20 protein-coding genes and 1 pseudogene are annotated in these 24,231 nt (G+C 61.3%); 7 read left to right on the plus strand and 14 right to left on the minus strand.

Translation table 11 applies throughout. The annotated features are described in order from the left end of the window. Positions 1 to 86 precede the first annotated feature (86 nt). On the plus strand, positions 87 to 584 hold the full coding sequence (locus OSW16_RS23290) for a GreA/GreB family elongation factor (RefSeq protein WP_241806283.1): 498 nt from the start codon (positions 87 to 89) through the stop codon (positions 582 to 584). Positions 585 to 1,075: 491 nt separating this feature from the next. On the opposite strand, the gene gdhA is transcribed toward OSW16_RS23290, so the two are convergent. From gdhA to OSW16_RS23305, 3 genes are all read right to left on the minus strand, one after another. Next, positions 1,076 to 2,416, minus strand: coding sequence for an NADP-specific glutamate dehydrogenase (gene gdhA / locus OSW16_RS23295; RefSeq protein ID WP_267818840.1), 1,341 nt, complete (start codon positions 2,414 to 2,416; stop codon positions 1,076 to 1,078). Positions 2,417 to 2,658: 242 nt separating this feature from the next. After that, entirely contained in the window at positions 2,659 to 4,326 is a 1,668-nt protein-coding gene (gene ettA / locus OSW16_RS23300) for an energy-dependent translational throttle protein EttA (protein ID WP_267818842.1), read from the minus strand. Positions 4,327 to 4,617: 291 nt separating this feature from the next. Continuing rightward, complete coding sequence (locus OSW16_RS23305; RefSeq protein ID WP_267818844.1) at positions 4,618 to 5,034, minus strand: hypothetical protein; 417 nt, start codon at positions 5,032 to 5,034, stop codon at positions 4,618 to 4,620. 258 nt (positions 5,035 to 5,292) lie between these two features. Here OSW16_RS23305 and OSW16_RS23310 point away from each other — a divergent pair, with 258 nt between their 5' ends. The 3 genes from OSW16_RS23310 to OSW16_RS23320 all read left to right on the plus strand — a co-directional run bounded on the left by OSW16_RS23310 (position 5,293) and on the right by OSW16_RS23320 (position 11,688). Then, on the plus strand, positions 5,293 to 9,123 hold the full coding sequence (locus OSW16_RS23310) for an EAL and GGDEF domain-containing protein (RefSeq protein WP_267818846.1): 3,831 nt from the start codon (positions 5,293 to 5,295) through the stop codon (positions 9,121 to 9,123). Between the two features lie 243 nt (positions 9,124 to 9,366). After that, the gene (glyA, locus tag OSW16_RS23315) at positions 9,367 to 10,620 is read left to right on the plus strand and encodes a serine hydroxymethyltransferase (RefSeq protein WP_012316314.1); all 1,254 of its coding nucleotides are present in this window, start codon (positions 9,367 to 9,369) and stop codon (positions 10,618 to 10,620) included. 114 nt (positions 10,621 to 10,734) lie between these two features. After that, positions 10,735 to 11,688, plus strand: coding sequence for an arsenic resistance protein (locus OSW16_RS23320; protein WP_241807184.1), 954 nt, complete (start codon positions 10,735 to 10,737; stop codon positions 11,686 to 11,688). Positions 11,689 to 11,747: 59 nt separating this feature from the next. Here OSW16_RS23320 and OSW16_RS23325 read toward each other — a convergent pair whose 3' ends face one another. The 6 genes from OSW16_RS23325 to OSW16_RS23350 all read right to left on the minus strand — a co-directional run bounded on the left by OSW16_RS23325 (position 11,748) and on the right by OSW16_RS23350 (position 17,613). Further along, positions 11,748 to 12,938, minus strand: a complete 1,191-nt coding sequence (locus OSW16_RS23325) for a multidrug effflux MFS transporter (RefSeq protein WP_267818850.1) — start codon at positions 12,936 to 12,938, stop codon at positions 11,748 to 11,750. A gap of 49 nt (positions 12,939 to 12,987) precedes the next feature. Then, positions 12,988 to 13,587 carry a thermostable hemolysin gene (locus OSW16_RS23330; protein WP_241807186.1) on the minus strand — a complete coding sequence of 200 codons (600 nt, stop codon included), beginning with the start codon at positions 13,585 to 13,587 and terminating at the stop codon, positions 12,988 to 12,990. Between the two features lie 16 nt (positions 13,588 to 13,603). Beyond that, positions 13,604 to 15,085: an AMP-binding protein gene (locus OSW16_RS23335; RefSeq protein WP_267818853.1), complete on the minus strand. Its 1,482-nt coding sequence runs from the start codon at positions 15,083 to 15,085 to the stop codon at positions 13,604 to 13,606. After that, positions 15,082 to 16,014 carry a TauD/TfdA family dioxygenase gene (locus OSW16_RS23340; protein WP_267818855.1) on the minus strand — a complete coding sequence of 311 codons (933 nt, stop codon included), beginning with the start codon at positions 16,012 to 16,014 and terminating at the stop codon, positions 15,082 to 15,084. Before OSW16_RS23340 ends, OSW16_RS23335 begins: the two co-directional genes overlap by 4 nt. Positions 16,015 to 16,142: 128 nt before the next feature. Then, positions 16,143 to 17,081, minus strand: a complete 939-nt coding sequence (locus tag OSW16_RS23345) for a LysR family transcriptional regulator (protein ID WP_267818857.1) — start codon at positions 17,079 to 17,081, stop codon at positions 16,143 to 16,145. Positions 17,082 to 17,106: 25 nt separating this feature from the next. Next, complete coding sequence (locus OSW16_RS23350) at positions 17,107 to 17,613, minus strand: MarR family winged helix-turn-helix transcriptional regulator (protein WP_241807190.1); 507 nt, start codon at positions 17,611 to 17,613, stop codon at positions 17,107 to 17,109. 125 nt (positions 17,614 to 17,738) lie between these two features. On the opposite strand from OSW16_RS23350, the gene OSW16_RS23355 reads away from it, so the two are divergent. Beyond that, a complete protein-coding gene (locus OSW16_RS23355) occupies positions 17,739 to 18,551 on the plus strand; it encodes an alpha/beta fold hydrolase (protein WP_241807191.1) in 813 nt (270 codons plus the stop codon). After that, positions 18,544 to 19,716: an MFS transporter gene (locus OSW16_RS23360; protein WP_267818860.1), complete on the plus strand. Its 1,173-nt coding sequence runs from the start codon at positions 18,544 to 18,546 to the stop codon at positions 19,714 to 19,716. The genes OSW16_RS23355 and OSW16_RS23360 overlap by 8 nt, the downstream gene beginning before the upstream one ends. A 1,138-nt stretch (positions 19,717 to 20,854) precedes the next feature. On the opposite strand, the gene OSW16_RS27220 is transcribed toward OSW16_RS23360, so the two are convergent. Beyond that, on the minus strand, positions 20,855 to 20,974 hold the full coding sequence (locus OSW16_RS27220) for a hypothetical protein (RefSeq protein ID WP_372490508.1): 120 nt from the start codon (positions 20,972 to 20,974) through the stop codon (positions 20,855 to 20,857). Between the two features lie 292 nt (positions 20,975 to 21,266). Between OSW16_RS27220 and OSW16_RS23370 the strand changes: the two genes are divergently transcribed. Beyond that, positions 21,267 to 21,716, plus strand: coding sequence for a GNAT family N-acetyltransferase (locus OSW16_RS23370; RefSeq protein ID WP_267818862.1), 450 nt, complete (start codon positions 21,267 to 21,269; stop codon positions 21,714 to 21,716). Positions 21,717 to 21,776: 60 nt separating this feature from the next. On the opposite strand, the pseudogene OSW16_RS23375 reads toward OSW16_RS23370, so the two are convergent. The 4 genes and pseudogenes from OSW16_RS23375 to OSW16_RS23390 form a co-directional block, all read right to left on the minus strand. Continuing rightward, a pseudogene (locus tag OSW16_RS23375) lies at positions 21,777 to 22,011 on the minus strand (transposase); the annotation flags it as partial. 116 nt (positions 22,012 to 22,127) lie between these two features. Further along, positions 22,128 to 22,703 (minus strand): PIN domain-containing protein, encoded by a 576-nt coding sequence (locus OSW16_RS23380; protein WP_267818864.1) that lies wholly within the window; start codon positions 22,701 to 22,703, stop codon positions 22,128 to 22,130. Continuing rightward, positions 22,703 to 23,167, minus strand: coding sequence for a helix-turn-helix domain-containing protein (locus tag OSW16_RS23385; RefSeq protein ID WP_267818866.1), 465 nt, complete (start codon positions 23,165 to 23,167; stop codon positions 22,703 to 22,705). Before OSW16_RS23385 ends, OSW16_RS23380 begins: the two co-directional genes overlap by 1 nt. Before the next feature lie 603 nt (positions 23,168 to 23,770). Next, positions 23,771 to 23,968 carry an Arm DNA-binding domain-containing protein gene (locus tag OSW16_RS23390; protein WP_267818868.1) on the minus strand — a complete coding sequence of 66 codons (198 nt, stop codon included), beginning with the start codon at positions 23,966 to 23,968 and terminating at the stop codon, positions 23,771 to 23,773. Positions 23,969 to 24,231 lie beyond the last annotated feature (263 nt).

A 24,231-nucleotide genomic window follows, 5' to 3' on the forward strand; every position in this document is an offset into this window, starting at 1 on the left:
ATCGCCGGCAAGCCGGCGATAGGGCCCTTGAGGCCAACGTGAACCTACCAACTTTCTGACGCTGTTTCGAGCACAAGGAGGCCCCTATGAGCCGCGCATTCGTCAACGAAGACCAAGCCGCCGCCCAGGCCGACCAGCCGGTGGAACGGCACGTCAGCGACCAGCCCAACTATGTCACTGCCAGTGGCATGCGCCAGCTGCAGCAGCGCCTGGCCGAACTCAATGCCTTGCGTGCCGAACTGCAGGCCTTGGGCGAACAGGGTGATAAGCAACGCCTGGCAGACGCTGAGCGTGACTTGCGTTATTTCAGCGCCAGGGTGCAGAGCGCCCAGGTAGTACCCGCTGCTACCTCGACCAGCAAGGTGCAGATTGGCAGCCGGGTGCGCTTTGCCGATGAACAAGGGCAGGAACAGACCGTGCAACTGGTTGGAGAGGATGAAGCCGATGCCAGCCGAGGGCTGATCAATTGGGGGTCACCGCTGGGGCGGGCGTTGCTGGGCGCAGGGCCAGGGGATGAAGTGATGTGGCGGCGGCCGGCGGGGGATCAGGTGATCGAGGTGATGGATATTGTAACTGAGGCCTGAAACCAAGGGGCCGGTGCCCGGCCCATTCGCCGGCAAGCCGGCTCCCACAGGTATCGCGCCGGCTTTTAGATGTTGAGCAAGACAGTTGCTCCATGGATTACGCCAGCTTTTAGAAGTTGGGCAAGACAGTTGCTCCATGGATTGCGCCAGCTTTTAGAAGTTGGGCAAGACAGTTGCTCCATGGATTGCGCCGGCTTTTAGAAGTTGGGCAAGACAGTTGCTCCATGGATTGCGCCGGCTTTTAGAAGTTGGGCAGAACAGTTGCTCCATGGATTGCGCCGGCTTTTAGAAGTTGGGCAAGACAGTTGCTCCATGGATTGCGCCAGCTTTTAGAAGTTGGGCAAGACAGTTGCTCCATGGATTGCGCCAGCTTTTAGAAATTGGGCAAGACGGGTGCTACCACGGGTAAAGCGCAGGCCTGAAGAACTGCGCGGTCGAGGTGGGAGCCGGCTTGCCGGCGATGGGCTGCAACGCAGCCCCAGTCTTTCAAATCAGACCACGCCCTGGGCCAGCATGGCGTCAGCGACTTTGACGAAGCCGGCAATGTTGGCGCCCTTCACGTAGTTGACCTTGCCATCGGCCTCTTCACCGTAGTGCACGCAAGCATGGTGAATCGATTGCATGATGTGGTGCAGCTTGCTGTCCACTTCCCCGGCAGTCCACAGCAGGCGCATGGCGTTCTGCGACATCTCCAGGCCCGACACAGCCACACCGCCGGCGTTGGATGCCTTGCCCGGTGCGTACAGGATGCCAGCCTCCAGGAAGATATCCACAGCCTCCAGCGTGGTCGGCATGTTGGCGCCCTCCGCCACGCAGATGCAGCCGTTGCGCAGCAGGGTGCGGGCGTCTTCGCTGCCCAGTTCGTTCTGCGTGGCACACGGCAGGGCGATGTCGCATGGCAGGCTCCATGGCGTCTGCCCTTTGCGGAACTCCAGGCCGAACTGATCGGCCAGTTCGCTGATGCGGCCACGCTTGACGTTCTTCAGCGCCATCACAGCCTCCCACTGGGCGTCGGTCAGCCCGGCTTCGGCGTACAACGTGCCTTCTGAGTCGGACAGCGAGATCACCTTGCCGCCCAGGTCCATGACCTTGCGCGCGGCGTACTGGGCAACGTTACCGGAACCGGAAATCGCCACACGACGACCATCGATACGCAGGCCCTGACGCTTGAGCATTTCTTCGGCGAAGTAAACGCAGCCGTAGCCGGTGGCTTCAGGGCGAATCAGGCTGCCACCGTAGGTCATGCCCTTGCCGGTCAGCACCGACGTGAACTGGTTGGCCAGGCGCTTGTATTGGCCGAACATGAAGCCGATTTCGCGGGCGCCCACACCGATGTCACCGGCGGGCACGTCCAGGTCGGCGCCGATATGGCGGTACAGCTCGCTCATGAAGGCCTGGCAGAAGCGCATCACTTCGGCGTCGCTCTTGCCCTTGGGGTCGAAGTCCGAGCCGCCCTTGCCGCCACCCATGGGCAACGAGGTGAGGGAGTTCTTGAATACCTGCTCGAAGGCCAGGAACTTGAGCACACCCAGGTTGACCGAAGGGTGGAAACGCAGGCCGCCCTTGTAGGGGCCGATGGCGCTGCTCATCTGGATGCGGTAGCCGCGGTTGACCTGAACCTTGCCCTGGTCATCGACCCACGATACGCGGAACAACACCGCACGCTCAGGTTCGACCATGCGCTCGAGGATGCCGGCCTGCAGGTAGTGTGGGTTGGCTTCCAGGAACGGCCAGAGGCTGCGCAGCACTTCTTCCACCGCCTGGTGGAATTCGGGCTGGGCCGGGTCGCGCTGCTTCAGGCGCTCGAGGAAATGGTCGACAGATTCGATCATGGGCAGACATCTCACCAAGAGGGATTGGACTTATTGGTTTTTCTGGAATGTACCAAGAAGCAATTGCACTGGAACAGGGCAAAATGTCGTTTTTATGAAATTATTTGGTGCGTTTTATATAACTGTATACAAAGCATGTGGCTATACGGTGGAAAAATAGCCCTTTTCGCGGCAATAGCACTGTATGCCAGGCACAAAAATGGGGCCGCTGATGGCCCCATTCTTGTGCATCGGAAACCGGCTTACTGGGCCAGTTTCTTGTGCCGTACCCGATGCGGCTGGGCAGCGGCGTCGCCCAGGCGCTTCTTGCGGTCGGCTTCGTACTCGGTGTAGTTACCCTCGAAGAACACCACGTTCGAGTCGTCCTCGTACGCCAGGATGTGGGTAGCCACACGGTCCAGGAACCAACGGTCGTGGGAAATCACGATCGCGGCGCCCGGGAAGTCCAGCAGGGCTTCCTCCAGCGAACGCAGGGTCTCGACGTCCAGGTCGTTGGACGGTTCGTCGAGCAGCAGCACGTTGCCGCCCTCTTTCAAGGTAAGGGCCAGGTGCAGGCGGCCGCGCTCACCACCGGAGAGGTCCTTGACGAACTTCTGCTGGTCGCCGCCCTTGAAGTTGAAACGGCCAACGTAGGTACGCGACGGGATCTCGTAGTTGCCGATGCGGATCATGTCGGAACCATCGGAGACCTGCTGGAACACAGTCTTGGCACCGTCGAGGTCTTCGCGGCTCTGGTCCACACAGGCCAGCTGCACGGTTTCGCCGATCTCGATGCTGCCCGAGTCTGGCTGTTCCTTGCCCATCAGCATGCGGAACAGGGTCGACTTACCGGCACCGTTACCACCGATCACGCCGACGATGGCACCTTTAGGCATGGCGAACGACAGGTTGTCGATCAGCACGCGGTCGCCATAGCCTTTGGACACGTTCTTGAATTCGATGACCTTGTCGCCCAGGCGCGGGCCGGCCGGGATGTAGATCTCGTTGGTTTCGCTGCGTTTCTGGAATTCCTGCGACTGCATTTCTTCAAAGCGCTGCAGACGTGCCTTGGATTTGGACTGGCGGGCCTTGGCGCCTTTGCGCACCCACTCCAGTTCCTCTTTCATGGCCTTCTCGTGGGCGCTCTGCTGCTTGGATTCCTGCGCCAGACGGTCCGACTTGGCTTCCAGCCAGCCCGAGTAGTTGCCTTCGTACGGGATGCCGGCGCCGCGGTCCAGTTCGAGGATCCAGCCGGCGACGTTATCCAGGAAGTAACGGTCGTGGGTAATCGCTACCACGGTGCCTGGGAAGTCGTGCAGGAAGCGCTCCAGCCAGGCCACCGAGTCGGCGTCCAGGTGGTTGGTGGGTTCGTCGAGCAGCAGCATGTCGGGGGCCGACAGCAGCAGACGGCACAGGGCCACACGACGCTTCTCACCACCGGACAGGTGTTCGATGCGCGCATCCCAGGCCGGCAGGCGCAGGGCATCGGCGGCGACGTCGAGCTGGCGCTCGAGGTTGTGGCCGTCGGCAGCCTGCAGGATGGATTCGAGCTTGGCCTGCTCGGCGGCGAGCTTGTCGAAGTCGGCGTCAGGTTCGGCGTAGGCGGCGTAGACCTCGTCCAGGCGGGCCTGGGCGTCCTTGATCACGCTGACCGCTTCTTCGACCACTTCGCGTACGGTTTTGCTCGGGTCCAGTTGCGGCTCCTGGGGCAGGTAGCCGACGTTGATGTCGGGCATCGGACGGGCTTCGCCGTCGAATTCCTTGTCGACGCCCGCCATGATCCGCAGCAGGGTCGATTTACCCGCGCCGTTCAGGCCGAGTACGCCGATCTTGGCGCCCGGGAAGAACGACAGGGAAATGTTCTTGAGAATTTCCCGCTTCGGCGGCACGACCTTGCTCAGCCGATGCATGGTGTAGACGTATTGAGCCAAAACCAAGCCCTCTAATCAGATAGGTAAAGACATCGACGATTGCCCCGGCCAGGTGGCCAGGCGGATGTGTTTACAGGGTGTCATTTAACAAAGTCGACCATTCTACGCCAACGCGCGGCGTTGCACAGGGTGGTCGGATGGTGCGGCCCATCGCCGGCACGCCGGCACACAGGGATAGCGTTAGCTTCTGGAAATGGCGTTAGACAGCTGCTCCCCAAAGCCCCGTAAGGCACGCCTACCCCAGTGGGAGCCGGCTTGCCGGCGATAAGGCCGGCACTGACCACACAAAAATCAGACGTGACGTTGTTTGGCCTTGCCACGCGTGCCACGCGGCAGCCGGCAACGGTCGCCCTGCCCGGCCAGGCGCGCGGCCCAGGCGGATTTGACGCAGAAGCCACCGCTGCGAGCAGGCTGCTCGGCAACCTTGGCCGGCTGCACGGCAGGCTGGCTAGCCGGTGTTTTGCTGACGACCTTGGTGGCAGGCTTGGCCGCCGCCTCAATCTCAGCCGGTGCTGCAGCCGCCCTGGCGGTCTTGCGCAGCTCGGCCAGCGAAGGCGCCTTGGCTTTCGAAGCCGAAGCCTCAGGTTTGACCAGCGAACGCTGGCACGACTTGCAGGATACATCCTCGGTCACGGCAGTGCTGACAAGGGTCTGACTGCTGCGCCCACAGGCGGAATCGAGGCCATTGGTGGAAAAGTGAGTAACCAAAACCGAACATCTCCGATGCGTTGTCATTGAGGCGGCCGGCATTCTCGCACAGCAAGCCGGGCATTGCCGAACGGGCAGGTGCCACCACGACCGTCGGCACCCGACAGCAGGACTGGCACTTTGCCATAATGACAGGCATGCTAGCCCGTTTCGGGTATACGGCCTTATAGTGCGCCACCACGGTCCGGTCGCCCAGGCACCGGTATCCACCGTGCTTATCAATCCCTGCCGTCGCCAGCCCAATAGCAGGACCAACGCTTGACCAATCTCAATCATCCGTCCTCGCCGCGCACCGTTACACCGGCCCCAGCCACTTCGGTGCGTGGCTCGGTCAAAGGTGCATTGGCCCTGCTGGCCCTGCTGCTGCTGGCGTTGCTGCTTTGGCAAATGTTCTCGCAGTTCCGCCACACCCAGGCCGAACAGCGCCAGCAGCACCTGGACGCCAGCGTCGAACTGGCAGACCACCTGGGCCTGAACATGGCGCTCAAGGCCCAGCAGGCGCTGAATGTGGTGCAGCCGTATGCCAAAGCGCCGACGCCTGCCGCCCTGCCCAGCCTGCTCGACACGCTGCGCGAGCGCCTGCCAACCCTGCGCGACCTGGCCTGGCTGGACCACAGCGGGCGGCTACTGAGCGACAGCCTGGCCGGCAGCCCCGACCGTGCGCAGATTGACGAGCTGTTCGCGCTGAACCAGGGCCGGCCTTATTTCTTCGCCAACTCGGCGGACAACCGCACCGTCTACCTGCTGTTGCGCCAGGCCGCCGAGCAGGGTCGCGGCTACTGGCTGCTGCGCCTGTCCAACGATTTTTACCGCACCCTGACCCAGCACCTGGACGGCCCCGGGCACCCTCTGTGGCTGCTGGAGAACAGCCGCAGCGGCGAGGTGCTGGAACGCCACGCGCCAACGCAGACCAGCGGCCAGCCCCTGCAAAGCGTGATGCTGGTGTTCATCGACAACAGTGTCTGGCAGCTGCGTGGCCTGTTCGATGCAGGCCTTGCCCAGCAGAAACTGTTGCCGGCACTGCTGGGCAAGTGCCTGCTGGCGCTGTTCTGTGCCCTGCTGCCGGTGCTGGCACTGATCAATATGCGCCGTCGCCAGCGCGCCTTGCAGGATGACCGCCGGCGCTACCAGGAAATTTTCGAGGGCACCGGCGTAGCCCTGTGCGTGCTCGACCTCTCCAGCTTGCCCGGCCAGCTTGACCGTTACCACCTGCGCAACCTCGCCGCGCTCAAGCAGAGCCTGGCGCTGGACGCCAGCCTGCGCCGCTCGCTGCTGCTGGAGCTGAAGATCACCGAAATCAATCAGGTGGCGCGCCACCTGCTCAACGTCGACTCCCACGAAGGGGCCTGGCAACGGTTGATCGAGGGCAGCGGCGACGGCCGTGCCAGCGTCGGCATGCAGCTGATCGATGCGCTGATCGCACAGCGCCCGCTGCTCGAACTCGAAGTACGCCTGCCCGCCCCGCTGGGCGGTGAGCTGCACCTGTGGCTGATGGCGCGGCTGCCGGAACAGCGCCGCGACTACCAGGCGGTGATCCTGAGCATCAGCGACATCACCAGCCGCAAGCAGGTGGAGCTGTCGCTGCTGGAGCGCGAAAGCTTCTGGTCGGACGTGGTGCGTACCGTGCCCGACCAGTTGTACGTGCAGGACATACTCAGCCAACGGATGATCTTCAGCAACCGCCACCTCGGCGAGACCTTGGGCTACGACCGCACCGAGCTGGCGCAGATGGGCGAACGGTTCTGGGAGTTGCTGCTGCATCCTGAAGATGCGGCGCACTACCAGGCGCTGCGCCAGCAGCAACGCGACAACGGCCACGGCCAGTCGCTGCATTGCCAATTGCGCTTCCGCCACCGCGACGGCGGTTGGCGCTGCTACGACATCCGTGAACAAGTACTGACCCGCGACAGCGATGGCCAGGTTACCCGCATCATCGGTGTGGGCAAGGACGTCACCGTGCAGATCGAGGCCAGCCAGTCGCTACGTGACAGCGAACAGCGCTACCGCATGCTCGCCGAAAGCATCAGCGACGTGATCTTCTCCACCGACAGCAAGCTGCAGCTCAACTACGTCAGCCCATCGGTGCAGGCAGTGCTGGGCTACAACACCGACTGGATCTTTGAAAACGGCTGGCAGTCCATCGTCGCCAACCCGTCCCAGCTCACCGGCATCTACAGCCTGATGGAACGGGTCAGCAAGGCCATGGGCGACCGGGAACAGTTGGCACACCTGCGCCAGCACCTGCCCAACCAGCTGTTCTTGTTCGACTGCCTGCGCGCCGATGGCCGCAAGATCCCCATCGAGCTGCGCCTGGTGCTGGTGTGGGACGACCGCGAGCGCTTCGAGGGTGTGCTGGGCGTGGGCCGCGACATCAGCCAGCAACGCCGGGCGGAAAAAGACCTGCGCATGGCCGCCACGGTGTTCGAACACTCAACCTCGGCCATCCTCATCACCGACCCGGCCGGCTACATCGTGCAGGCCAACGAAGCGTTCAGCCGGGTCAGCGGGTATTCGGTCAGCGATGTGCTCGACCAGCTGCCCAGCATGCTGACGGTCGACGACCAGCAGGAGGGCCATCTGCGCTACGTCCTCAAACAGCTGCACCAGCGCGGCAGCTGGGAAGGCGAAGTGTGGCTCAAGCGCCGCAGTGGCGAGCACTACCCGGCCTGGGTCGGTATAACCGCGGTGCTCGATGACGAAGGCGACCTGGCCAGCTATGTATGCTTCTTCACTGACATCAGCGAGCGCAAGGCCAGCGAACAGCGCATTCATCGCCTGGCCTACTACGACGCCCTGACCCACCTGCCCAACCGCACGCTGTTCCAGGACCGCCTGCACACCGCCCTGCAACAAGCTGAGCGGCAGAAATCGTGGGTGGTACTGATGTTCCTCGACCTGGACCGTTTCAAGCCGATCAACGACTCCCTGGGCCATGCTGCGGGCGATCGCATGCTCAAGGACATGGCCCTGCGCCTGCTGGCCTGCGTCGACGATGACGACACCGTGGCGCGCATGGGCGGTGATGAATTCACCCTGCTGCTGCAATCGCGCGCCACCCGCGAAACGGCGCTCAACCGCGCCATCCATGTGGCCGAGAACATCCTCGCCAGCCTGGTGCGGCCGTTCGTGCTCGAAGGGCGCGAGTTCTTCGTCACCGCCAGTATCGGCATCGCGCTCAGCCCGCAGGACGGCGGCGAACTGAGCCAACTGATGAAGAACGCCGACACCGCCATGTACCACGCCAAAGAGCGCGGCAAGAACAACTTCCAGTTCTACCAGGCCGAGATGAACGCCAGCGCCCTGGAGCGCCTGGAGCTGGAAAGCGACCTGCGCCATGCCCTGGAGCAGAACGAGTTCATCCTCTACTACCAGCCGCAGTTCAGCGGCGACGGCAAGCGCCTGACCGGTGCCGAGGCACTGCTGCGCTGGCGCCACCCGACGCGCGGCCTGGTGCCGCCGGGCGACTTCATCCCGGTGATCGAGGAGCTGGGGCTGGTGGTGGATGTCGGCGACTGGGTGCTGCGCGAGGCCAGCCGCCAGCTCAAGGCCTGGCACAAGGCCAAGGTGCGCGTGCCGAAGGTCTCGGTGAACATCTCGGCCCGGCAGTTCTCCGACGGCCAACTGGGCAAGCGCATCGCCACCATCCTCGATGAAACCGGCCTGCCGCCTGCGTGCCTGGAGCTGGAGCTGACCGAAAGCATCCTGATGCGCGATGTGAACGAAGCGATGCAGATACTCGACAGCCTGAAGGTACTGGGCCTGAGCATTGCGGTGGACGACTTCGGTACCGGCTACTCGTCGCTCAACTACCTCAAGCAGTTCCCCATCGACGTGCTGAAGATCGACCGCACCTTCGTCGACGGCCTGCCCGAGGGCGAGCAGGACGCGCAGATCGCCCGGGCGATCATCGCCATGGCGCACAGCCTGAACCTGGCAGTGATCGCCGAGGGCGTCGAGACCCACGAGCAGCTGGAGTTCCTGCGTGAGCATGGCTGTGACGAGGTGCAGGGCTACCTGTTCGGGCGGCCGATGCCGGCCAGCCAGTTCGAGGCGCAGTTCAGCAACGAGACGCTGTTCATGTTCCAGTGAGGGTTGCCGGCACCGGCCTCATCGCCGGCAAGCAGGCCCCTCCAGGGAACGGGCAGCGGAACCGCCGCAATGCGGCCCCGAAAAGCGGACCCCAAGGTCAACTCCCGCCCGCATCCAGCCCAGGCAGGGCGCGGGATGCAACATGAAAGCCATTGGTCCGCGACTTGATGCCACTTCATATGCCAGGCGCGAATCAATCGGTTAGAATGCCCCCCCAATTCAGCCCGATCCTTGAGGACCGTTATGTTCAGCCGTGATTTGACCATTGCCAAGTACGACGCCGAGCTCTTCGAAGCCATGCAGCAAGAAGCTCTGCGCCAGGAAGAGCATATCGAGCTGATCGCTTCGGAAAACTACACCAGCCCAGCCGTCATGGAAGCCCAGGGTTCGGTCCTGACCAACAAGTACGCCGAAGGCTACCCGGGCAAGCGTTACTACGGTGGCTGCGAGTACGTCGACGTGGTCGAGCAACTGGCCATCGACCGCGCCAAGGAGCTGTTCGGCGCCGACTACGCCAACGTTCAGCCGCACGCCGGCTCCCAGGCCAACGCCGCTGTCTACCTGGCCCTGCTGTCGGCCGGTGACACCATCCTGGGCATGAGCCTGGCCCACGGTGGCCACCTGACCCACGGTGCCTCGGTAAGCTCCTCGGGCAAGCTGTACAACGCCATCCAGTACGGCATCGACGCCAACGGCCTGATCGACTACGACGAAGTCGAGCGCCTGGCCGTCGAGCACAAGCCGAAAATGATCGTTGCCGGTTTCTCGGCCTACTCGCAGGTCCTGGACTTCCCGCGCTTCCGCGCCATCGCCGACAAAGTAGGTGCCTACCTGTTCGTCGACATGGCCCACGTTGCCGGCCTGGTTGCCGCTGGCGTGTACCCGAACCCGGTGCCGTTCGCCGACGTGGTCACCACCACCACCCACAAGACCCTGCGCGGCCCGCGTGGCGGCCTGATCCTGGCCCGTGCCAACGCCGACATCGAGAAGAAGCTGAACTCCGCCGTCTTCCCGGGCGCCCAGGGCGGCCCGCTGGAGCACGTGATCGCGGCCAAGGCCATCTGCTTCAAGGAAGCCCTGCAGCCTGAGTTCAAGGCTTACCAGCAGCAAGTGGTGAAGAACGCCCAGGCCATGGCCAGTGTGTTCATCGAGCGTGGTTTCGACGTCGTTTCCGGCGGCACCCAGAACCACCTGTTCCTGCTGTCGCTGATCAAGCAGGAAATCTCCGGTAAGGATGCTGACGCTGCCCTGGGCAAAGCCTTCATCACCGTCAACAAGAACTCGGTCCCTAACGACCCACGTTCCCCGTTCGTGACCTCGGGCCTGCGTTTCGGCACCCCGGCCGTTACCACCCGCGGCTTCAAAGAAGCCGAGTGTAAAGAACTGGCCGGCTGGATCTGCGACATCCTCGCAGACCTGAACAACGACGCCGTCATCGACGCCGTACGTGAAAAGGTCAAGGCCATCTGCAAGAAGCTGCCGGTGTACGGCAACTGATTGGCAGTAGCCTGATGTGAAAAAGCCCGGCCCTCGTGCCGGGCTTTTTCATGCCTGGGCAAGCTTTGCCCTTGCAAGCCAACCTCACACCACCGCGAACGCCAGGACGCCGCCTTGACCAGAGAGCAACTCGAAACCCATCAAATTGCGCTGTATTTCGCTGCCGTACTCGCCGCCGCAGCCTTCGGCCTGCTGGCCACCGACACCGCGCGCCACCTGCAAGCACTGGTCACCCCGGCCATTGCCGTGCTGATGTACGCGATGTTTCTGCAAATCCCCTTCCTGGACCTGCGCCAAGGCCTGGGCAACCGCCGCTTCATGGCCGCGCTGCTGCTGGCCAACTTCATCCTCGTGCCGCTATTGGTGTGGGCCGCCACCCGAGGCCTGGGCGAGCACCCGGCCATCCTCATCGGCGCCCTGCTGGTGCTGCTTACGCCCTGCATCGACTACGTGGTGGTGTTCACCCACATCGGCAAAGGCGACTCGCGCCTCACCCTCGCCGCCACCCCCTTGTTGTTACTGGTGCAACTGCTGTTGTTGCCGGTGTACCTGGCGGTGATGCTGGGCGACAGCAGCGACGTGGCGATTTCCATCACGCCATTCGTGGAGGCGTTCGCGCTGCTGATCGTGCTGCCGCTGATCCTGGCGGTGCTCACCTCGGCCGGAGCACGCCAGTCACGTAGCGTTTCGGTGTGGAATGACGCCTGGGCGTGGATGCCGGTGCCGGCGATGGCACTGGTGCTGGTGGCTGTGATCGGCTCGCAGATCGCCGTGGTGGTGCGCGATTTCGACCGCCTGCTGCCGGTGATCCCGGTGTACATCGGCTTCATGGTGCTGGCCCCGGTACTGGGGTTTGCCTCGGCGCGGCTGCTGCGTTTGCCGGTGGCCGAGGCCCGCTCGGTAACGTTCAGCAGCGCCACGCGCAATTCGCTGGTGGTGTTGCCGCTGGCGCTCGCATTGCCCGAAGACATGCGCACGCTGGCGGCCGCGGCGGTGATCACGCAAACATTGATCGAGCTGATCAGTGAGTTGATTTACGTAAGGGCGGTGCCCGCCCTGATCCGCTGACAGCGCATGGCGGGGGGTTGCACCACCCCGCCAGCCAACCCACCCAGCACTGCGTGGCTTCAGGCCACCGACGCCTGCTGTTGCATCCGCACGCTCAGCATGCCCGAGAGCGATACCAGCCACAGCACCAGGAACACGCCGGCGATGGCCAGGTTGGATGCCAGCGGCAAGGCACTGACGATGCCCGAGGCAAGGGAGCCGAACACCAGCATCAAGCAGCCCTGCAAACTTGCCGCCACCCCTGCCCGGTCCGGGAACAGGGACATGGAACGGGCCATGGCATTGGAGAAGATGAAACCCTGGCCAAATGCGACCAGCATGATGCCACCCAGGATACTCACCAGGTTCAAACCGCCCGGCATCGCCGCGATCACCGCCACACCGAGCAGGAACAGCGCCATCCCGGCCCACATCAAGGCATGCGCGTTGACATGACGGACCAGCGCGCGGTTGACCAAGGTCCCCACCAGGTAGCAACTGCCTACTGCAAGCGCTGTGGTGCCAAAGTACTGAGCGCTGTGCCCGAGGCGCTCCTGGACGATGTGCGGCCCGAACACGTTCCACAGCAAAAAGGCAGAGAAACTGGAACCGAGCACGATGACCGATGAACGAAAGCGACTGTCGGCCAGGATGCAGCGGTAGCCTGCGATGGTCTGCAGTGCACTGCGCCTGCCCGTCACCCCCAGCGACTCCTTGAGCCCCGCCAGCACGAAGGCCAGCACGATCACCGCGTATACCGCATAGAGCACGAAGTTGTAGCGCCATCCCAGATGCACTTCGATCAGCCCACCCACGTAGGGCGCGATGACCGGGCCCAGGCCAAAGGCCAGGCTCAGGTAGATGATCGCCACATAGAAGCGAGGCCCCTTGACGACGTCCACCAGCAAAGCCCGCGCGACCACCTGGCAAGCGCCGATAGCGAACCCTTGCAGCGCTCGGGCCAGCAGCAGCATTTCTATCGAGCTGGCAACCGTTGCCAGCACGCTGCCGCCGAGGAACACCAAAAGGCCCAACTGAACCGCCGGCTTGCGCCCGCGGGCATCGGCCATGACCCCGAAGAACAGCTGGCCGATCGCATAGAACAGTAGCGTGATGGTGATGGTGTTCTGCATCAATGCAGGGCTGGCCGACAGTTCCCGGCCGATGGAAGGAATGCTGGGCGCATACAGGTCGATGGCGATGCCGCCAACGCTGTTGATCAGCGGCGCCAGGAACACAATGAAATTCTCATAACGCTTGGTCGCGTTCATGTTTACCTCCAGCACACCGGGCACAGTGATGCCCGGCATGGTGATCAGGTCAGGCAGATGCCTGATTGGCGAAATGGGGATGGGCGAGGCCGGGTGCAGGTGCACTCATCCAGATGCTGGGCGATGACAAACGCGACACCACCACCCGCGGCCTGTGGTCGTAATAGGAGCCCCAATTGACGCCTGGGTCTCTTACCCGCCCCCTGTCCGCACCGCCCAGGTCGTCGAGGTTGTCGACGATCGGCGCCAGCAACTGGCGCACCTGTTCGGTAGCGGTCAGCACCACCAGTCCGAAGTTGCGCAGCGCCAAGGTCTTGATGACATTGTTGAGCAGGTATTTGCCTGCACCGCTGCCACTGCGAAATGAAGCGAAGGCGCCCACTTCGGCGATACGGGCGCGGTCCAGCCCATAGCGCTCATCCAGCCCCTGATCCAGGTAGTACTCACTGAAGAGCTTGCCGGAATCACCGTAACTGATGCCGGCACAGGCATAGCCTGGTGCGCCACCATTGGGGTCGGTCAGGCATACGAACAGATCGGGCTCAGGTTCTGGCGTTGCCTGGTAGTGCTTGAGGTAGTGCGCCCGCACCGCCTCTTGCAGGCATCGGTAACCGGGCCGGCCTTTATAGAAATTACGCACGATGTACATGCTGGCTCCCTCGTACTCAGGCGTACAGCTGGTCGATGAAGCGGGCTTCGATTTCCGCGCGCCGCGGCCGCCCGGTCACGGTGTAGAACTGCTCGCGGAACAGGGCGATATCCTCGATGACGCGCACCTGGCGAACCCGGGCGAAATCGGCAAGGCGATGTTCCAGGCGCGCCATTTCGCTGCGTACGCGCTCCGCACCCGCAGCACTGAGCACGATGGCGCAGGGCTCGTCCCTGCCCTCCCCCATGACGATCATGTCGTCCACCAGCGGGCTCTCCTTGTAGACGTTCTCCACCCATTCCGGCGAGATGTTGCGCGCCGTGGAAAGGATGATCACGTGTTTCTTGCGCCCGGTGATGTAGAGGTAACCGTCGCGAAATTCGGCGATATCACCGGTATGCAAGTAGCCGTCGGACAGGTCGCAGGCGGTATCGTCAGCGTTGTAGTACCCCGCACACAGGGTGGGCGTGCGCACCAGTAGTTCGCCATCGACCAGCTTGGGTTCGATACCGTCGAGCAGCTTGCCGGCCGAGCCAATGCGCCGCTCGGCGGGCGAGTTCAGCGAGATGATCGATGAGTTCTCGCTCAGGCCATACGCCTCGAACACCTGCACGCCGCGCGCGTCCAGCGCCTCCAGCACTGTGGCCGGAATCTTCGCGCCGCCGGTGATGATGTGCGGCCGTTGCGGGCCGAACAGTTGCTCGACCGTGCAATGCTCAAGCAGCCCTTTGGCTTCCTCAAGCAACTTGGGCGGCAGGTACAGGAAGTTGGGCTGGTTGGGTGCGATCAGCTCCAGGTACTGCCGGGCATTGCCGCTCGCCGCGCCATATTCGGTCACGCCCTCGGGCATCAACGTCAGTGAACCGCCCGACAGAATCGGGATGAACACGCCGAGCACCTGTTCGATCAACAAGCTCATCGGCACGATCGAGAAGTAGTGCAGCGGTTGCTGTGGCAGGCGCTTCATGACGTTGTCCACCAGCAGCCCCACGGCCTCGTCGCGAATCATCACCCCCTTGGGTTTGGAGGTGGTGCCGGAGGTATGGATGATCGAAACGATGCCCTCCGGGATCAACTCATCCTCGTTGCGCCACTCCTCGCCGATGGCCTGGTTCATCAGCTGGCCAGGAATGAAGCAGGCCTTGCCCGGCAGGATGCCGTGCAGCCGGCTGGCAGTTTGCTCGTCGCTGACGAACACCGCGGCAGCCTTGCCCAGCAGGCTGCCGATCTGGTCGTCGGAGAACTCGATAGGCACCGGCAACAACACTGCACCGACTTTCTGAATCGCCAGCAGCGTATAGACCCACTCGTAGCATGAGCGCATGGCGATACCGAAGACCTTGCGTTCACAGCGCCCCACGCGCCCTTCAAGGGCACTGGCCAGGCGCATCACATCGCGTCGCAGTTCGTGCAGCGTATGGGTGCGGCCATTCATTTCACGGATGACAATGCGGTCGGGCGTTGCCGCCAGGTAGTCCTGCATTTTTTTGCTGATCATTGGCTGGTCCCTGCGATGCGGTAGCTCTGAGCGCCGAAAATGCGCCGCGAAGTGTCTTCCAGTCGGCGGCGGCCGTGCATGACGCGAGTGTTGTCGATCACCACGATGTCGCCTTTCTGCCAGAAGTGGCTGTAGGTATTGCGTTCGGTCACTTCCTTGATTTCATCCCAGATGTCCAGGGCAATATCTTCGCCATCAGCCCAGGTAATACGCGGCGGTTCGTAATTGACGCTAGGGCCCAGCATCGAATTGCAGAAGGCCTTGCGCCCGCTGAAGCAACTGGTTTCGACAGCAGAAATAATCAACTCTGACGCAATAAGGTTTTGATCGATGCGCCGGTAAGTTTGCCCCACTACTTGGTCGTTGACCTGCTGCAGGTGGTCATCCGTAATAGCCTCCAGCGGTAACTGAAGTTCGATGCTGAGGAAGCGTTTGACGTTCTGCCATGGAATACGCCGGGCATAACGAATATCGCGCTGTTCAAATAACTTTCTGGTTTTAGCCGACAAGTCGAACAACACCCGTTGGCCATCGCACAGGGTAGTTTGCGACCCGACCGAAGCCGCTTCCAGGCAATAGAACCACTGCAGATCAGGGTTGAACGGCAGGTTGCCATTCTCGCGGTGCAGGCCCATCTCGTGCACACCCGCTTCGATTTCCGCGGTGTTGGAGGTAGCTGCCTTGCGTGCCGGGTCAAAGGTGACGCGCGACGAGTGTGCGCTGACAAACTCATTGAAGTCTGCAAGGGTATCTGCAAAATCGCGGTAGATGACCGCACCGCTGTGGGCCAGGTCTTCGTAAAGCGTTGCACCCTTGATACCGTCGCTGACCCGCATATCACGGTCAACAGCAACTACACATTCAAAACCGTAACAGGGGGTCGGCTGCCGGTAATAAGGGAACACCCAGGGTTGAACTTGCGCCAACATGACTCATTCCTCCGTGAACTGTGGGGTCAGGTAGACATCCGCTACCCGATGACCACACAGTAAGTGAAATGAGCACGCTGCTGGTTTTAAGAAATCTAAAGGCGTTGCGAAAATTTAAATAGGCCGTGTCACCGTTCCGTCAACAAGGCTTCGGCCACGTGTTCGACCAACGCGCGCAGGCTGGAAATATCCTTGCTGTCACTGCGATCGCGCGCCCAGATCATGTCCAGCGTAAAACTGGGGAAACCCAGCGGCGGTTGGCAAACTTTTACTTGCGGGGCGATGCGCAGGTGCGGCAACAAGCGCGCCGGCAATGCCAAGGTGCAAGGCACGGCGGCAACGATGTTCACGCAGGCCTGATAGCCGTTGGCGCGCACCAGCACGTTGCGTGAACGGCCGACTTTATCCAACCAGCTGTCGACCATGTTCTTTTCCGAGATCCATGGCGTAGGGAACACATGGGGCGATGCACAGAACTCATCGAGGTTCATGGCCCCCTCGTTGGCCAGCGTGTTCTGGCTGGTCAGGCACACGAAGTCGTCATTGAGCACCGGCTGCCATTGCAACTCGGGGTGCATCTGGTGGTAGCCCGGGCCAAAACCGATGGCGATGTCGATTTCGCCGGATATCAGCCGGTCCACTGGCAAGTCGCGACTCAGGCGGTCCAGGTGCAGCGAGGTATTGCCGTGGCTGCGGGACAACACCGCCAAGGCCTGGGGCAGGAATGACAACTCGAAATATTCCGGGGCGCAGAGCCTCCAGATCTTGCGCACCGCCTGCGGCGAAGCCGTGCTGTCGTCTTCCGCGCAGCGGTTGACCGACTCGACCACCACGCGCAGGTAGGGCGCGATTTTCTCGGCCTTGGTGGTGGGCAGCAACACGCCCTGGGAAGAAGAAAACAGCGTGTCATCGAAGCAGCCACGCAGGCGCTTGAGGCAATAACTGACGGTAGGCTGGCTGACGCTCATCAGCTCGGCGGTGCGCTTGGCGCTGCGTAACTCGAGCAGGTTGAGAAACACCACGATGTCTTGCAGATCCAACTGCTTGAGGTAGTTGCTGTGCAGCATGAAAATTCCTCCTGAATTTTCCGGTTCATTGGCTGGGCGCCCCTTCGCCAGGCAGGCACGCGAGCACCTGCTTCAACAATTGCGCAAAACCTGCGCGCTGCTTGGCACTCAAAGGGGCCAGCACCAGCTCCTGAATCTCAGTATGTGTAAGCAGAGCCTTCTCGATCAACACCTTACCTGCCGCCGTCAGCGCCACCTGGTAGCTGCGCTTGTCGTGGTCGTCGGCAACGCGCTCGACCATGCCGGCGCTTTCCAGCCGGGCCAGCCGGTTGGTCATCGCCCCGGATGTGATCAACAAAGAGCGGTAAAGCTCGGTTGGCGTCAGGCGGTACGGCGCCCCTGCCCTGCGTAGCGTCGCCAGCACATCGAACTCGCCTTCCTTGAAGCCGAACTGTGCCAACGCTTCGGCACGCATGCGCTCCAGGTGCTTCTGGATGCGCGCCATGCGCCCGAAAATCTCCATGGATGTGACGTCCACCGAGGGCATCGCCTGCGCCCACTGCGCGACGACGAAATCCACATGATCGTTCATAGCTGTCCTTCACCGGGCAATTGATCAACTGTTAACCCGTGCAAACTCCTGAACGCCGACGCCTTTAAACTATCTTAACGTTAAGCTATCTTGCTGGCGATACGACTGAAGGATCAGGAGAGCACATGGCATTTTTCGTACACGGACCGCATCGGCACTATTACTACGACTCAGGCGCCGGCAGCCCAGTACTGCTGCTGCACGGCCTGGGCAACAGCGGGCGCGCCTGGGGGCCCCAAGCCAGTGCACTGCTCAGCCTGGGCCACCGCGTTATCGTATCCGACCTGCTGGGCCACGGCGCGTCCAGCGAAGCGCCAGAAGGTATCACGGCCCATGCCCAGGCACTGGAAATGCTGGCCCTGCTCGACCACCTGGGGCTGGAAAGTACCCACCTGGTCGGCCTTTCTCTGGGCGGCATGGTGGCACTGGAAATGGCCTGCCATGCACCTGAGGCCGTACAGCAACTGGTGGTCGCCGGCACATTCGCCAGCATGAACAGCCCGTATCGCCAAGGGCTGCTGAACGAGTGGGCCGCAAACCTTGCGCAGGCGGACGGCTGCCTGAAGCGTTTCAAGGCCACTTGGCCGGCGTTGGTGGGCGCTGATTATGCCGCCTCGGCCGACGGCCAATGCCTCTACCAGGCTTGGCACGCCCAGGCCGCTCAACTGTCAGCGCAAAGCCAGATCCGCTGGTGCAATGGCATGAAGCGTTACGACCTGCGCGATCAATTACCAGCCATTCAAGCAGCGACCCTGGTACTTGCCGCCGAAGGCGACCTCATCAGCCCACGCTCGGAAGCCGAAGACATCACCCAACGCATCGCCCATGCCCGCCAGGTCACCCTGCCGGGTGACGGCCACGTGTTCAACATCCCGTACGCCCAGGCCTTCAACCAGGCGCTATGCACCTTCCTGCAGGAGCCACTTCAACATGCGTGATATGCCAAGCAAAGCGTGCATAGGCCTACTGGCCATGCTGATCGGCTTGAACCTACGCCCCATCATGGCGGCCATCGGCCCCTTGCTCGGCACCCTGCAACACGACCTGGGCCTGAGCAACGCCCAAGGCGGCCTGCTGACCACCCTGCCCGTGATGATGATGGGGTTGTTCGCGCTGTCCGGCCCCTGGCTGCTGCGCCTGGTGGGTGAAGTGCGGGGTGTGGCGATGGGGATCACGCTGATCGTCATCAGCTGCGCCGCACGGGCCTATATCACCTCCGCCACGGCGCTGATCGCAACAGCCGCGTTGGGCGGGGTCGGCATTGCAGTCATCCAGGCATTGATGCCCGCCTTCATCAAGCGCAGCCACCCGCAAAGCGCAGGCATGCTGATGGGGCTGTTCACCACCGGCATCATGGGCGGCGCCGCGCTGGCCGCTGCCTTTGCGGCACCGGGTGCCAGCACCTTCGGCTGGCAACTGACGCTGGGGGTTGCGGCTTTGCCGGCGCTGGTCGGCTTGATCGCCTGGTTGCTCGCCGCCGGCAGCGACCCCGGCAGCCACAGCGATGCCACCTTGCCGTACCGCAGCGGCCGGGCCTGGTTGCTGTTGTTGTTCTTCGGCATTGGCACGGGCGCCTACACCCTGGTGCTGGCCTGGCTGCCGCCGTTTTATGTGGAACTGGGCTGGACGGCCACCCAGGCGGGTTACCTGCTTGGCGCCCTCACCGTCACCGAAGTCATCGCCGGCCTGCTGGTTTCAGCCCTCATTCACCGCTACCCAGACCGCAGGCAACCACTGACCGTGGTGATACTGCTATTGCTTGCCGGCCTGGCCTGCCTGATGCTCGCCCCTGTGCAACTGGCCGTGTTGGCCACCCTGTGCCTGGGGCTTGGCATCGGTGCCTTGTTCCCGCTGTCGCTCATCGTCACCCTTGACCACACCCACTCACCAACCCAAGCGGGCGCCCTGCTGGCGTTCGTGCAGGGCGGCGGCTACCTGATCGCTGCGAGCATGCCACTGGTTGCCGGCATTGTCCGTGACCAGCTCAGTTCGTTGCACTGGGCCTGGGGGATTATGGCGATCGGTGCCGTGTTATTGCTGGGGTTGAGCACGCTGCTGAGGCCTAAGGCCGTGCAGTTGCCGGGGGCGGCGCACGAAGCGTGAGCGGGGTGAGGTTTCAATTGGAGGGACAGGCTGGGCGTGCGGGCCTCCGGTGCAAACCGGAGACCGCGTTCGCGTTGCAAGGCAGGGCTTACAGGCTACAACGACTGATCGGGGGCGCCTGGACTTGCCCTGTTACGGGAGGCACAGACAGCCCTTGATCTGCCGCGGACGTGACGGGTCGTAGATGGGGTAGAGACGGTGGGGTTCGGGAGCCGGCGAAGGGCGACGGCGGCGGAGAACGGATGCGAGGATCCTGGATAGGCTTAGGGTAAGCATGCATGGGACTCCAAGTTTTCAGTTGGAGCTGTCACGATCCTTCCTACGGGATTGGGTGGCAGCTGTGTATGGGGTAGGAATACCGGGAAACTTGGAAACCCGGCCAGGCCGAAGCCTGCCCACACACAGCCGCCATGACACAGCACGGCTGGCACAAAAAAAGCGCCAGCTGCGGTGCAGGGGGCGCCTAGTGCGTGCGCCAAGTTTACCAACGGGTTCCTACGCCCTGTCACGAAATTTTCCGCGACAGGAGAAATTTATCTCCGTAACCATAGAAGGGCAAGGTTGGATAATGTGGGAAAAGTCATCGATTCTCGTAGGAAGCGATCAAAAACTGGCAGTTGCAGTTAAATACGGTTTGTGTGGAAGCTGTACCAAGTTGGCGAACCAATAAGAAGGCACCCGGTAGACCCGAGGATCTCCCACGCACGGCGGCGGTTACACGAGACGCTAGAACACGTCGGTTGGCCGACTGGTGCCCACCACCAGCTGTAGTGATGCGAGGATCCTGGATAGGCTTAGGGTAAGCATGCATGAGGTCCTTTTCGGTTAGAACACCACGCTGACCGTCGCCAAACGGTTAGGGTGGCAGCTGTACGCAGGTTGGCGAACCGAGGAAAAGGAACCCGGCAGACGCGAGGGTCTCCCACGCACAGCCGCCATGACATGAAACGGCGCCCCCAAAAAGCAAATGCAGTGGGTCTTCACTGATTGCCGTGGAAGTGGCGAATTTGGGAGTGCGTGCCGAGGCCCTTTGAGGCGCCCCGTAGATATGCGCCGCGCCGGCGATTGCGCGAGAATCCGCACCGCCCGGGACTTTCAGCCCCTGATTACCTTTAACCAACTATTAGTAATTTCACAGTCAAAAGCCGCCGGGTCGAAGATATCCCCATGCCATTCCATCATGGCCCCCCTCCCATCCCATCGCGCCTTTGATCACTGAATGCAATCTGCCCAAGGTGATGTTTTCCGGCACCGCCACGCGGCGCCAGATAGCTGGCTCGACATATTTCAATTCATGTGCAGCAACAACAGGTTTGCTGCAGGTTTGAGTGAGCGAACAGCTTTGACCATGAGGGCGGCCACCTCGCAGTGTGGATAGGGTGAAAGAACCGCTTCAAGGGGGCAGTTTATCGAACCGATTGATCGGGTGTGCGGCGATGTGCTTCAAGGTATGGTTAAAAAGGTTTCGCGGCTTGTCAGGGATGGGTGAGCGACTCGGGAGGCTCAGTGTGATGGGCTAAGCTGTGATCCTCTAGGATTGAGGTCTCAGTATGCAATGCCACGTTCGTCCGGCCACCAGCAGAGATGCAGCAGCGATTAGCCGTGTAGTTCTAGCCGCCCTGCGTGAGTCAAATTCCCAAGACTACGCGCCCGATGTGATCGCTCAGGTTGAGCGCAGTTTTGCTCCTGAGGTCGTCACCGCGCAACTTGCTACGCGCAGGGTTTTCGTAGCCCTGCTGGGCGAAAAAATCATCGGCACTGCTGGGCTCGATGGTGATGTCGTCAGAAGTGTTTTCGTCGATCCAGCTCACCAAAAAGGCGGGATTGGTCGGCATTTGATGGATGTCATTCATGCAACCGCTGCCCACGCCGGCATTGTGGCTGTACGTGTGCCATCGTCGATTACTGCTGAAGGGTTCTATGCCGCGTTGGGGTATCAGAAAATCCGCGACGAGTTTCATGGGGCGGAGCGCACCATCGTTATGGAAAAACGGCTCTAGGCTCTGTACGGAGAGAGGTGGCAAGCAGCGCGCGCAAGCCAGTGAGACCATGGCGGCGGCAAAGTCACCTTCAAGCGGGCGCTCAAGCAAATCGTGAACGCGCTCATTGATCTCCCCAGCCAGCTGAGATACCTGGCTTTGAGGGATGCCGGTCATGCTCATGACCTTGACTAGCCCGCCTACCGAGCGTGTTGAAAAGCCTTGGATGTAGGCCTCCCTGAAGACCCACCGGCATCGTTTTCTCAGCAGTGCGTCGGGGCTCAAGGAAACCAGAAGAATAGCTGCCCTGGCGCAGGCCTTCGACAGACGGGTTTCATCGTGTCGCGCAGCCTGTGGCCCTCTGATTGCCACTCCTGAGAGTATAAGATGCGGGGTTCGCATGAGACCGAGTGAATCTCGGCCCAAGCAGGATCAAATCAACAGCTCGTAGCTGGAAAGGTGCTTGACGATTTCTGGGAGACGTTGCTTAAGCAGGGTATCTAGTAGCTCGCGAGGCGTGTACCTAGGATTTTTCAAAGAGGCGCGCTGCTTTTGGACTGCCTCGAGCACAGCTGCTTGGTCTAGGTCCCAGATGTCAGAAAGAAAGACATCGGGATGCAAAGCCTCGATCTCAAAGCGCATCAGGATCTCAGCGGGGAAATCCTTGAGATTGTATGTGACGATGACCGATGCACCGCATTTGATTGCAGCGGCCAAGACATGCCGATCATCTTCGTCAGGAAGGTCAAGCCCTTGTATCAACGGCTCGTAGTCGTTCACAAGACAATCAGGTACTGCCCGGTTCATGGCTTCAACAGTACGATCAAGCTGAGCTTTTGTCAGGTCAGAACGATTTTTCAGCACATTTCGCGTCCACTCCTCATGGATCTGCCCGGACCAGCGCGCACGATACGCGCCGGTCAAGGCCAGGTGCATCAGCAAATCACGCAGAGGTGCTGGATACAGCACACAGGCGTCATAGATAACAGTGAACGGTGAATGCCTCATTAATAGCCCATATTAAGCGCTTGGGCTTGTGCAGCCAGTTCTTCCATGGCGGCTTGGCTCGCTCTGTCACGGTCGGCTTTGTAGGCCATGATATCGGTGAACTTGATGCGACGGTGGCTGCCGGTTTTTGTGTGTGGAATCTGACCCTCGTCCAGCAGCTTGACAAGATGCGGACGCGAGACGTTGAGCATGTCGGCGCCTTCTTGGGTAGTCAGTTCTGCGTGGATCGGCACCACCTTCACGGTGTTGCCTAAGGCCAGTTCGTTAAGTATGTCCCCGAGCAGTCTAAGAGCGAACGTTGGTAGCTCAACGGTTTGGCGTTGCTGGGCTTCATCAACCAGTTCAATACGCTGAGTATCCAGCTTCGTCGAAACGAAAGCAGCAATCTGGCGGCTTGATTCAGTAGCCGCGGCGATCGCTTTCTCATCTGGAAGGATGCTTCGAGCGAGATCGGCGGTGGTCATGATGTATCTCCACAAGCGATTTGAAATTCCTGGCGTCTCATACGGCAGGTAGAGATTTTATAATCGAAATAAACGAAAATCGCAACAAACGAAATAAACGAAACACAGCGATGTGCTGGCCTAAGCATAGCCGTGAGCTAGTGACCGGTCGCCCACAGCCCCTCGGCCGTTACTCCCGCTGAGACTGAAAAGCAAGTGCCCGCTCCGAAGCGGTCTCCAGGAAATAAAGGGATACACAGAGCCCCACTAGGCCAAGGCGCTACTCGATGGGACCATGCTGACCGCACTGCGGTATGACGGCCTCCGCCGACCCGAGAGGAAGCTTCTCTACTGCAGATCAGCGCTAGTCAGGAGCGTGGCGGTTTTCACCATCTGCGCATCCGAGAGGGAGGGAGGGAGGGAGGGAGGGAGCTGGACAACCTACCCTTGCACCAATTAGCAGGCATACCCTACCGACCAGCGCTGCGACTTGTGTTGATGCCACTCCAGCGCAAGGCTTTTGAACGTGTTGCCACGAGAGATTGCCGCCTGCGTTCGCGCAACCTTCCGTTCAAGTCTAGGATGCCGCCCCTGCGCCACAAGTGGGCGAGACTCGGAAGCAAGCTACTGCGCCTGTGCAAGGGTTACCTTGCCGACTGTGCCAAGGGAAATGTGAGATTGCTTGGCATCCAGACGGAAGCGAAAGCGCCAGGACTTGCCGCCTGCCGCGCGAATCCATAGAAAAAGGCCATCGCCATCCGCAAGGCCGTAGTTCCTCTCACGTGGTGCAGCATTCTTAACCTGCAAAGCCGTCAAAGGCATGATGAGTACCCATAGATTATTGAACTAACCTAAGGTGCTCGGATAGGTACTCACACGATAAGCGCTGGGATGACACCGGATGGCACTGCATGAAACAAGAAGCCCGCACTAGGCGGGCTTCAAAGGGGTGTCATGCGACTGCTTGGCAGTGCATGAACCTATAGACTGGTGCGGAGACAGGAATCGTATCACAATATAACGTATTGAATTTTATAGATATTATTGATAATAGCCAATATCTGTATCCCTAAAATTATCCCCAG

The organism is Pseudomonas putida (assembly GCF_026625125.1).
Classification (GTDB): Bacteria; Pseudomonadota; Gammaproteobacteria; order Pseudomonadales; family Pseudomonadaceae; genus Aquipseudomonas; species Aquipseudomonas putida_X.

Coding starts and splice junctions, on each gene's coding strand:
- OSW16_RS23330 (WP_241807186.1), bottom strand. CDS start 13,587: ATGTACATCGTGCGTAATTTCTATAAAGGCCGGCCCGGTTACCGATGC.
- gdhA (WP_267818840.1), bottom strand. CDS start 2,416: ATGATCGAATCTGTCGACCATTTCCTCGAGCGCCTGAAGCAGCGCGAC.
- glyA (WP_012316314.1), top strand. CDS start 9,367: ATGTTCAGCCGTGATTTGACCATTGCCAAGTACGACGCCGAGCTCTTC.
- OSW16_RS23360 (WP_267818860.1), top strand. CDS start 18,544: ATGCGTGATATGCCAAGCAAAGCGTGCATAGGCCTACTGGCCATGCTG.
- OSW16_RS23290 (WP_241806283.1), top strand. CDS start 87: ATGAGCCGCGCATTCGTCAACGAAGACCAAGCCGCCGCCCAGGCCGAC.
- OSW16_RS23385 (WP_267818866.1), bottom strand. CDS start 23,167: ATGACCACCGCCGATCTCGCTCGAAGCATCCTTCCAGATGAGAAAGCG.
- OSW16_RS23390 (WP_267818868.1), bottom strand. CDS start 23,968: ATGCCTTTGACGGCTTTGCAGGTTAAGAATGCTGCACCACGTGAGAGG.
- OSW16_RS23325 (WP_267818850.1), bottom strand. CDS start 12,938: ATGAACGCGACCAAGCGTTATGAGAATTTCATTGTGTTCCTGGCGCCG.
- OSW16_RS23355 (WP_241807191.1), top strand. CDS start 17,739: ATGGCATTTTTCGTACACGGACCGCATCGGCACTATTACTACGACTCA.
- OSW16_RS23380 (WP_267818864.1), bottom strand. CDS start 22,703: ATGAGGCATTCACCGTTCACTGTTATCTATGACGCCTGTGTGCTGTAT.
- OSW16_RS23335 (WP_267818853.1), bottom strand. CDS start 15,085: ATGATCAGCAAAAAAATGCAGGACTACCTGGCGGCAACGCCCGACCGC.
- OSW16_RS23340 (WP_267818855.1), bottom strand. CDS start 16,014: ATGTTGGCGCAAGTTCAACCCTGGGTGTTCCCTTATTACCGGCAGCCG.
- OSW16_RS23370 (WP_267818862.1), top strand. CDS start 21,267: ATGCAATGCCACGTTCGTCCGGCCACCAGCAGAGATGCAGCAGCGATT.
- OSW16_RS23345 (WP_267818857.1), bottom strand. CDS start 17,081: ATGCTGCACAGCAACTACCTCAAGCAGTTGGATCTGCAAGACATCGTG.
- OSW16_RS23350 (WP_241807190.1), bottom strand. CDS start 17,613: ATGAACGATCATGTGGATTTCGTCGTCGCGCAGTGGGCGCAGGCGATG.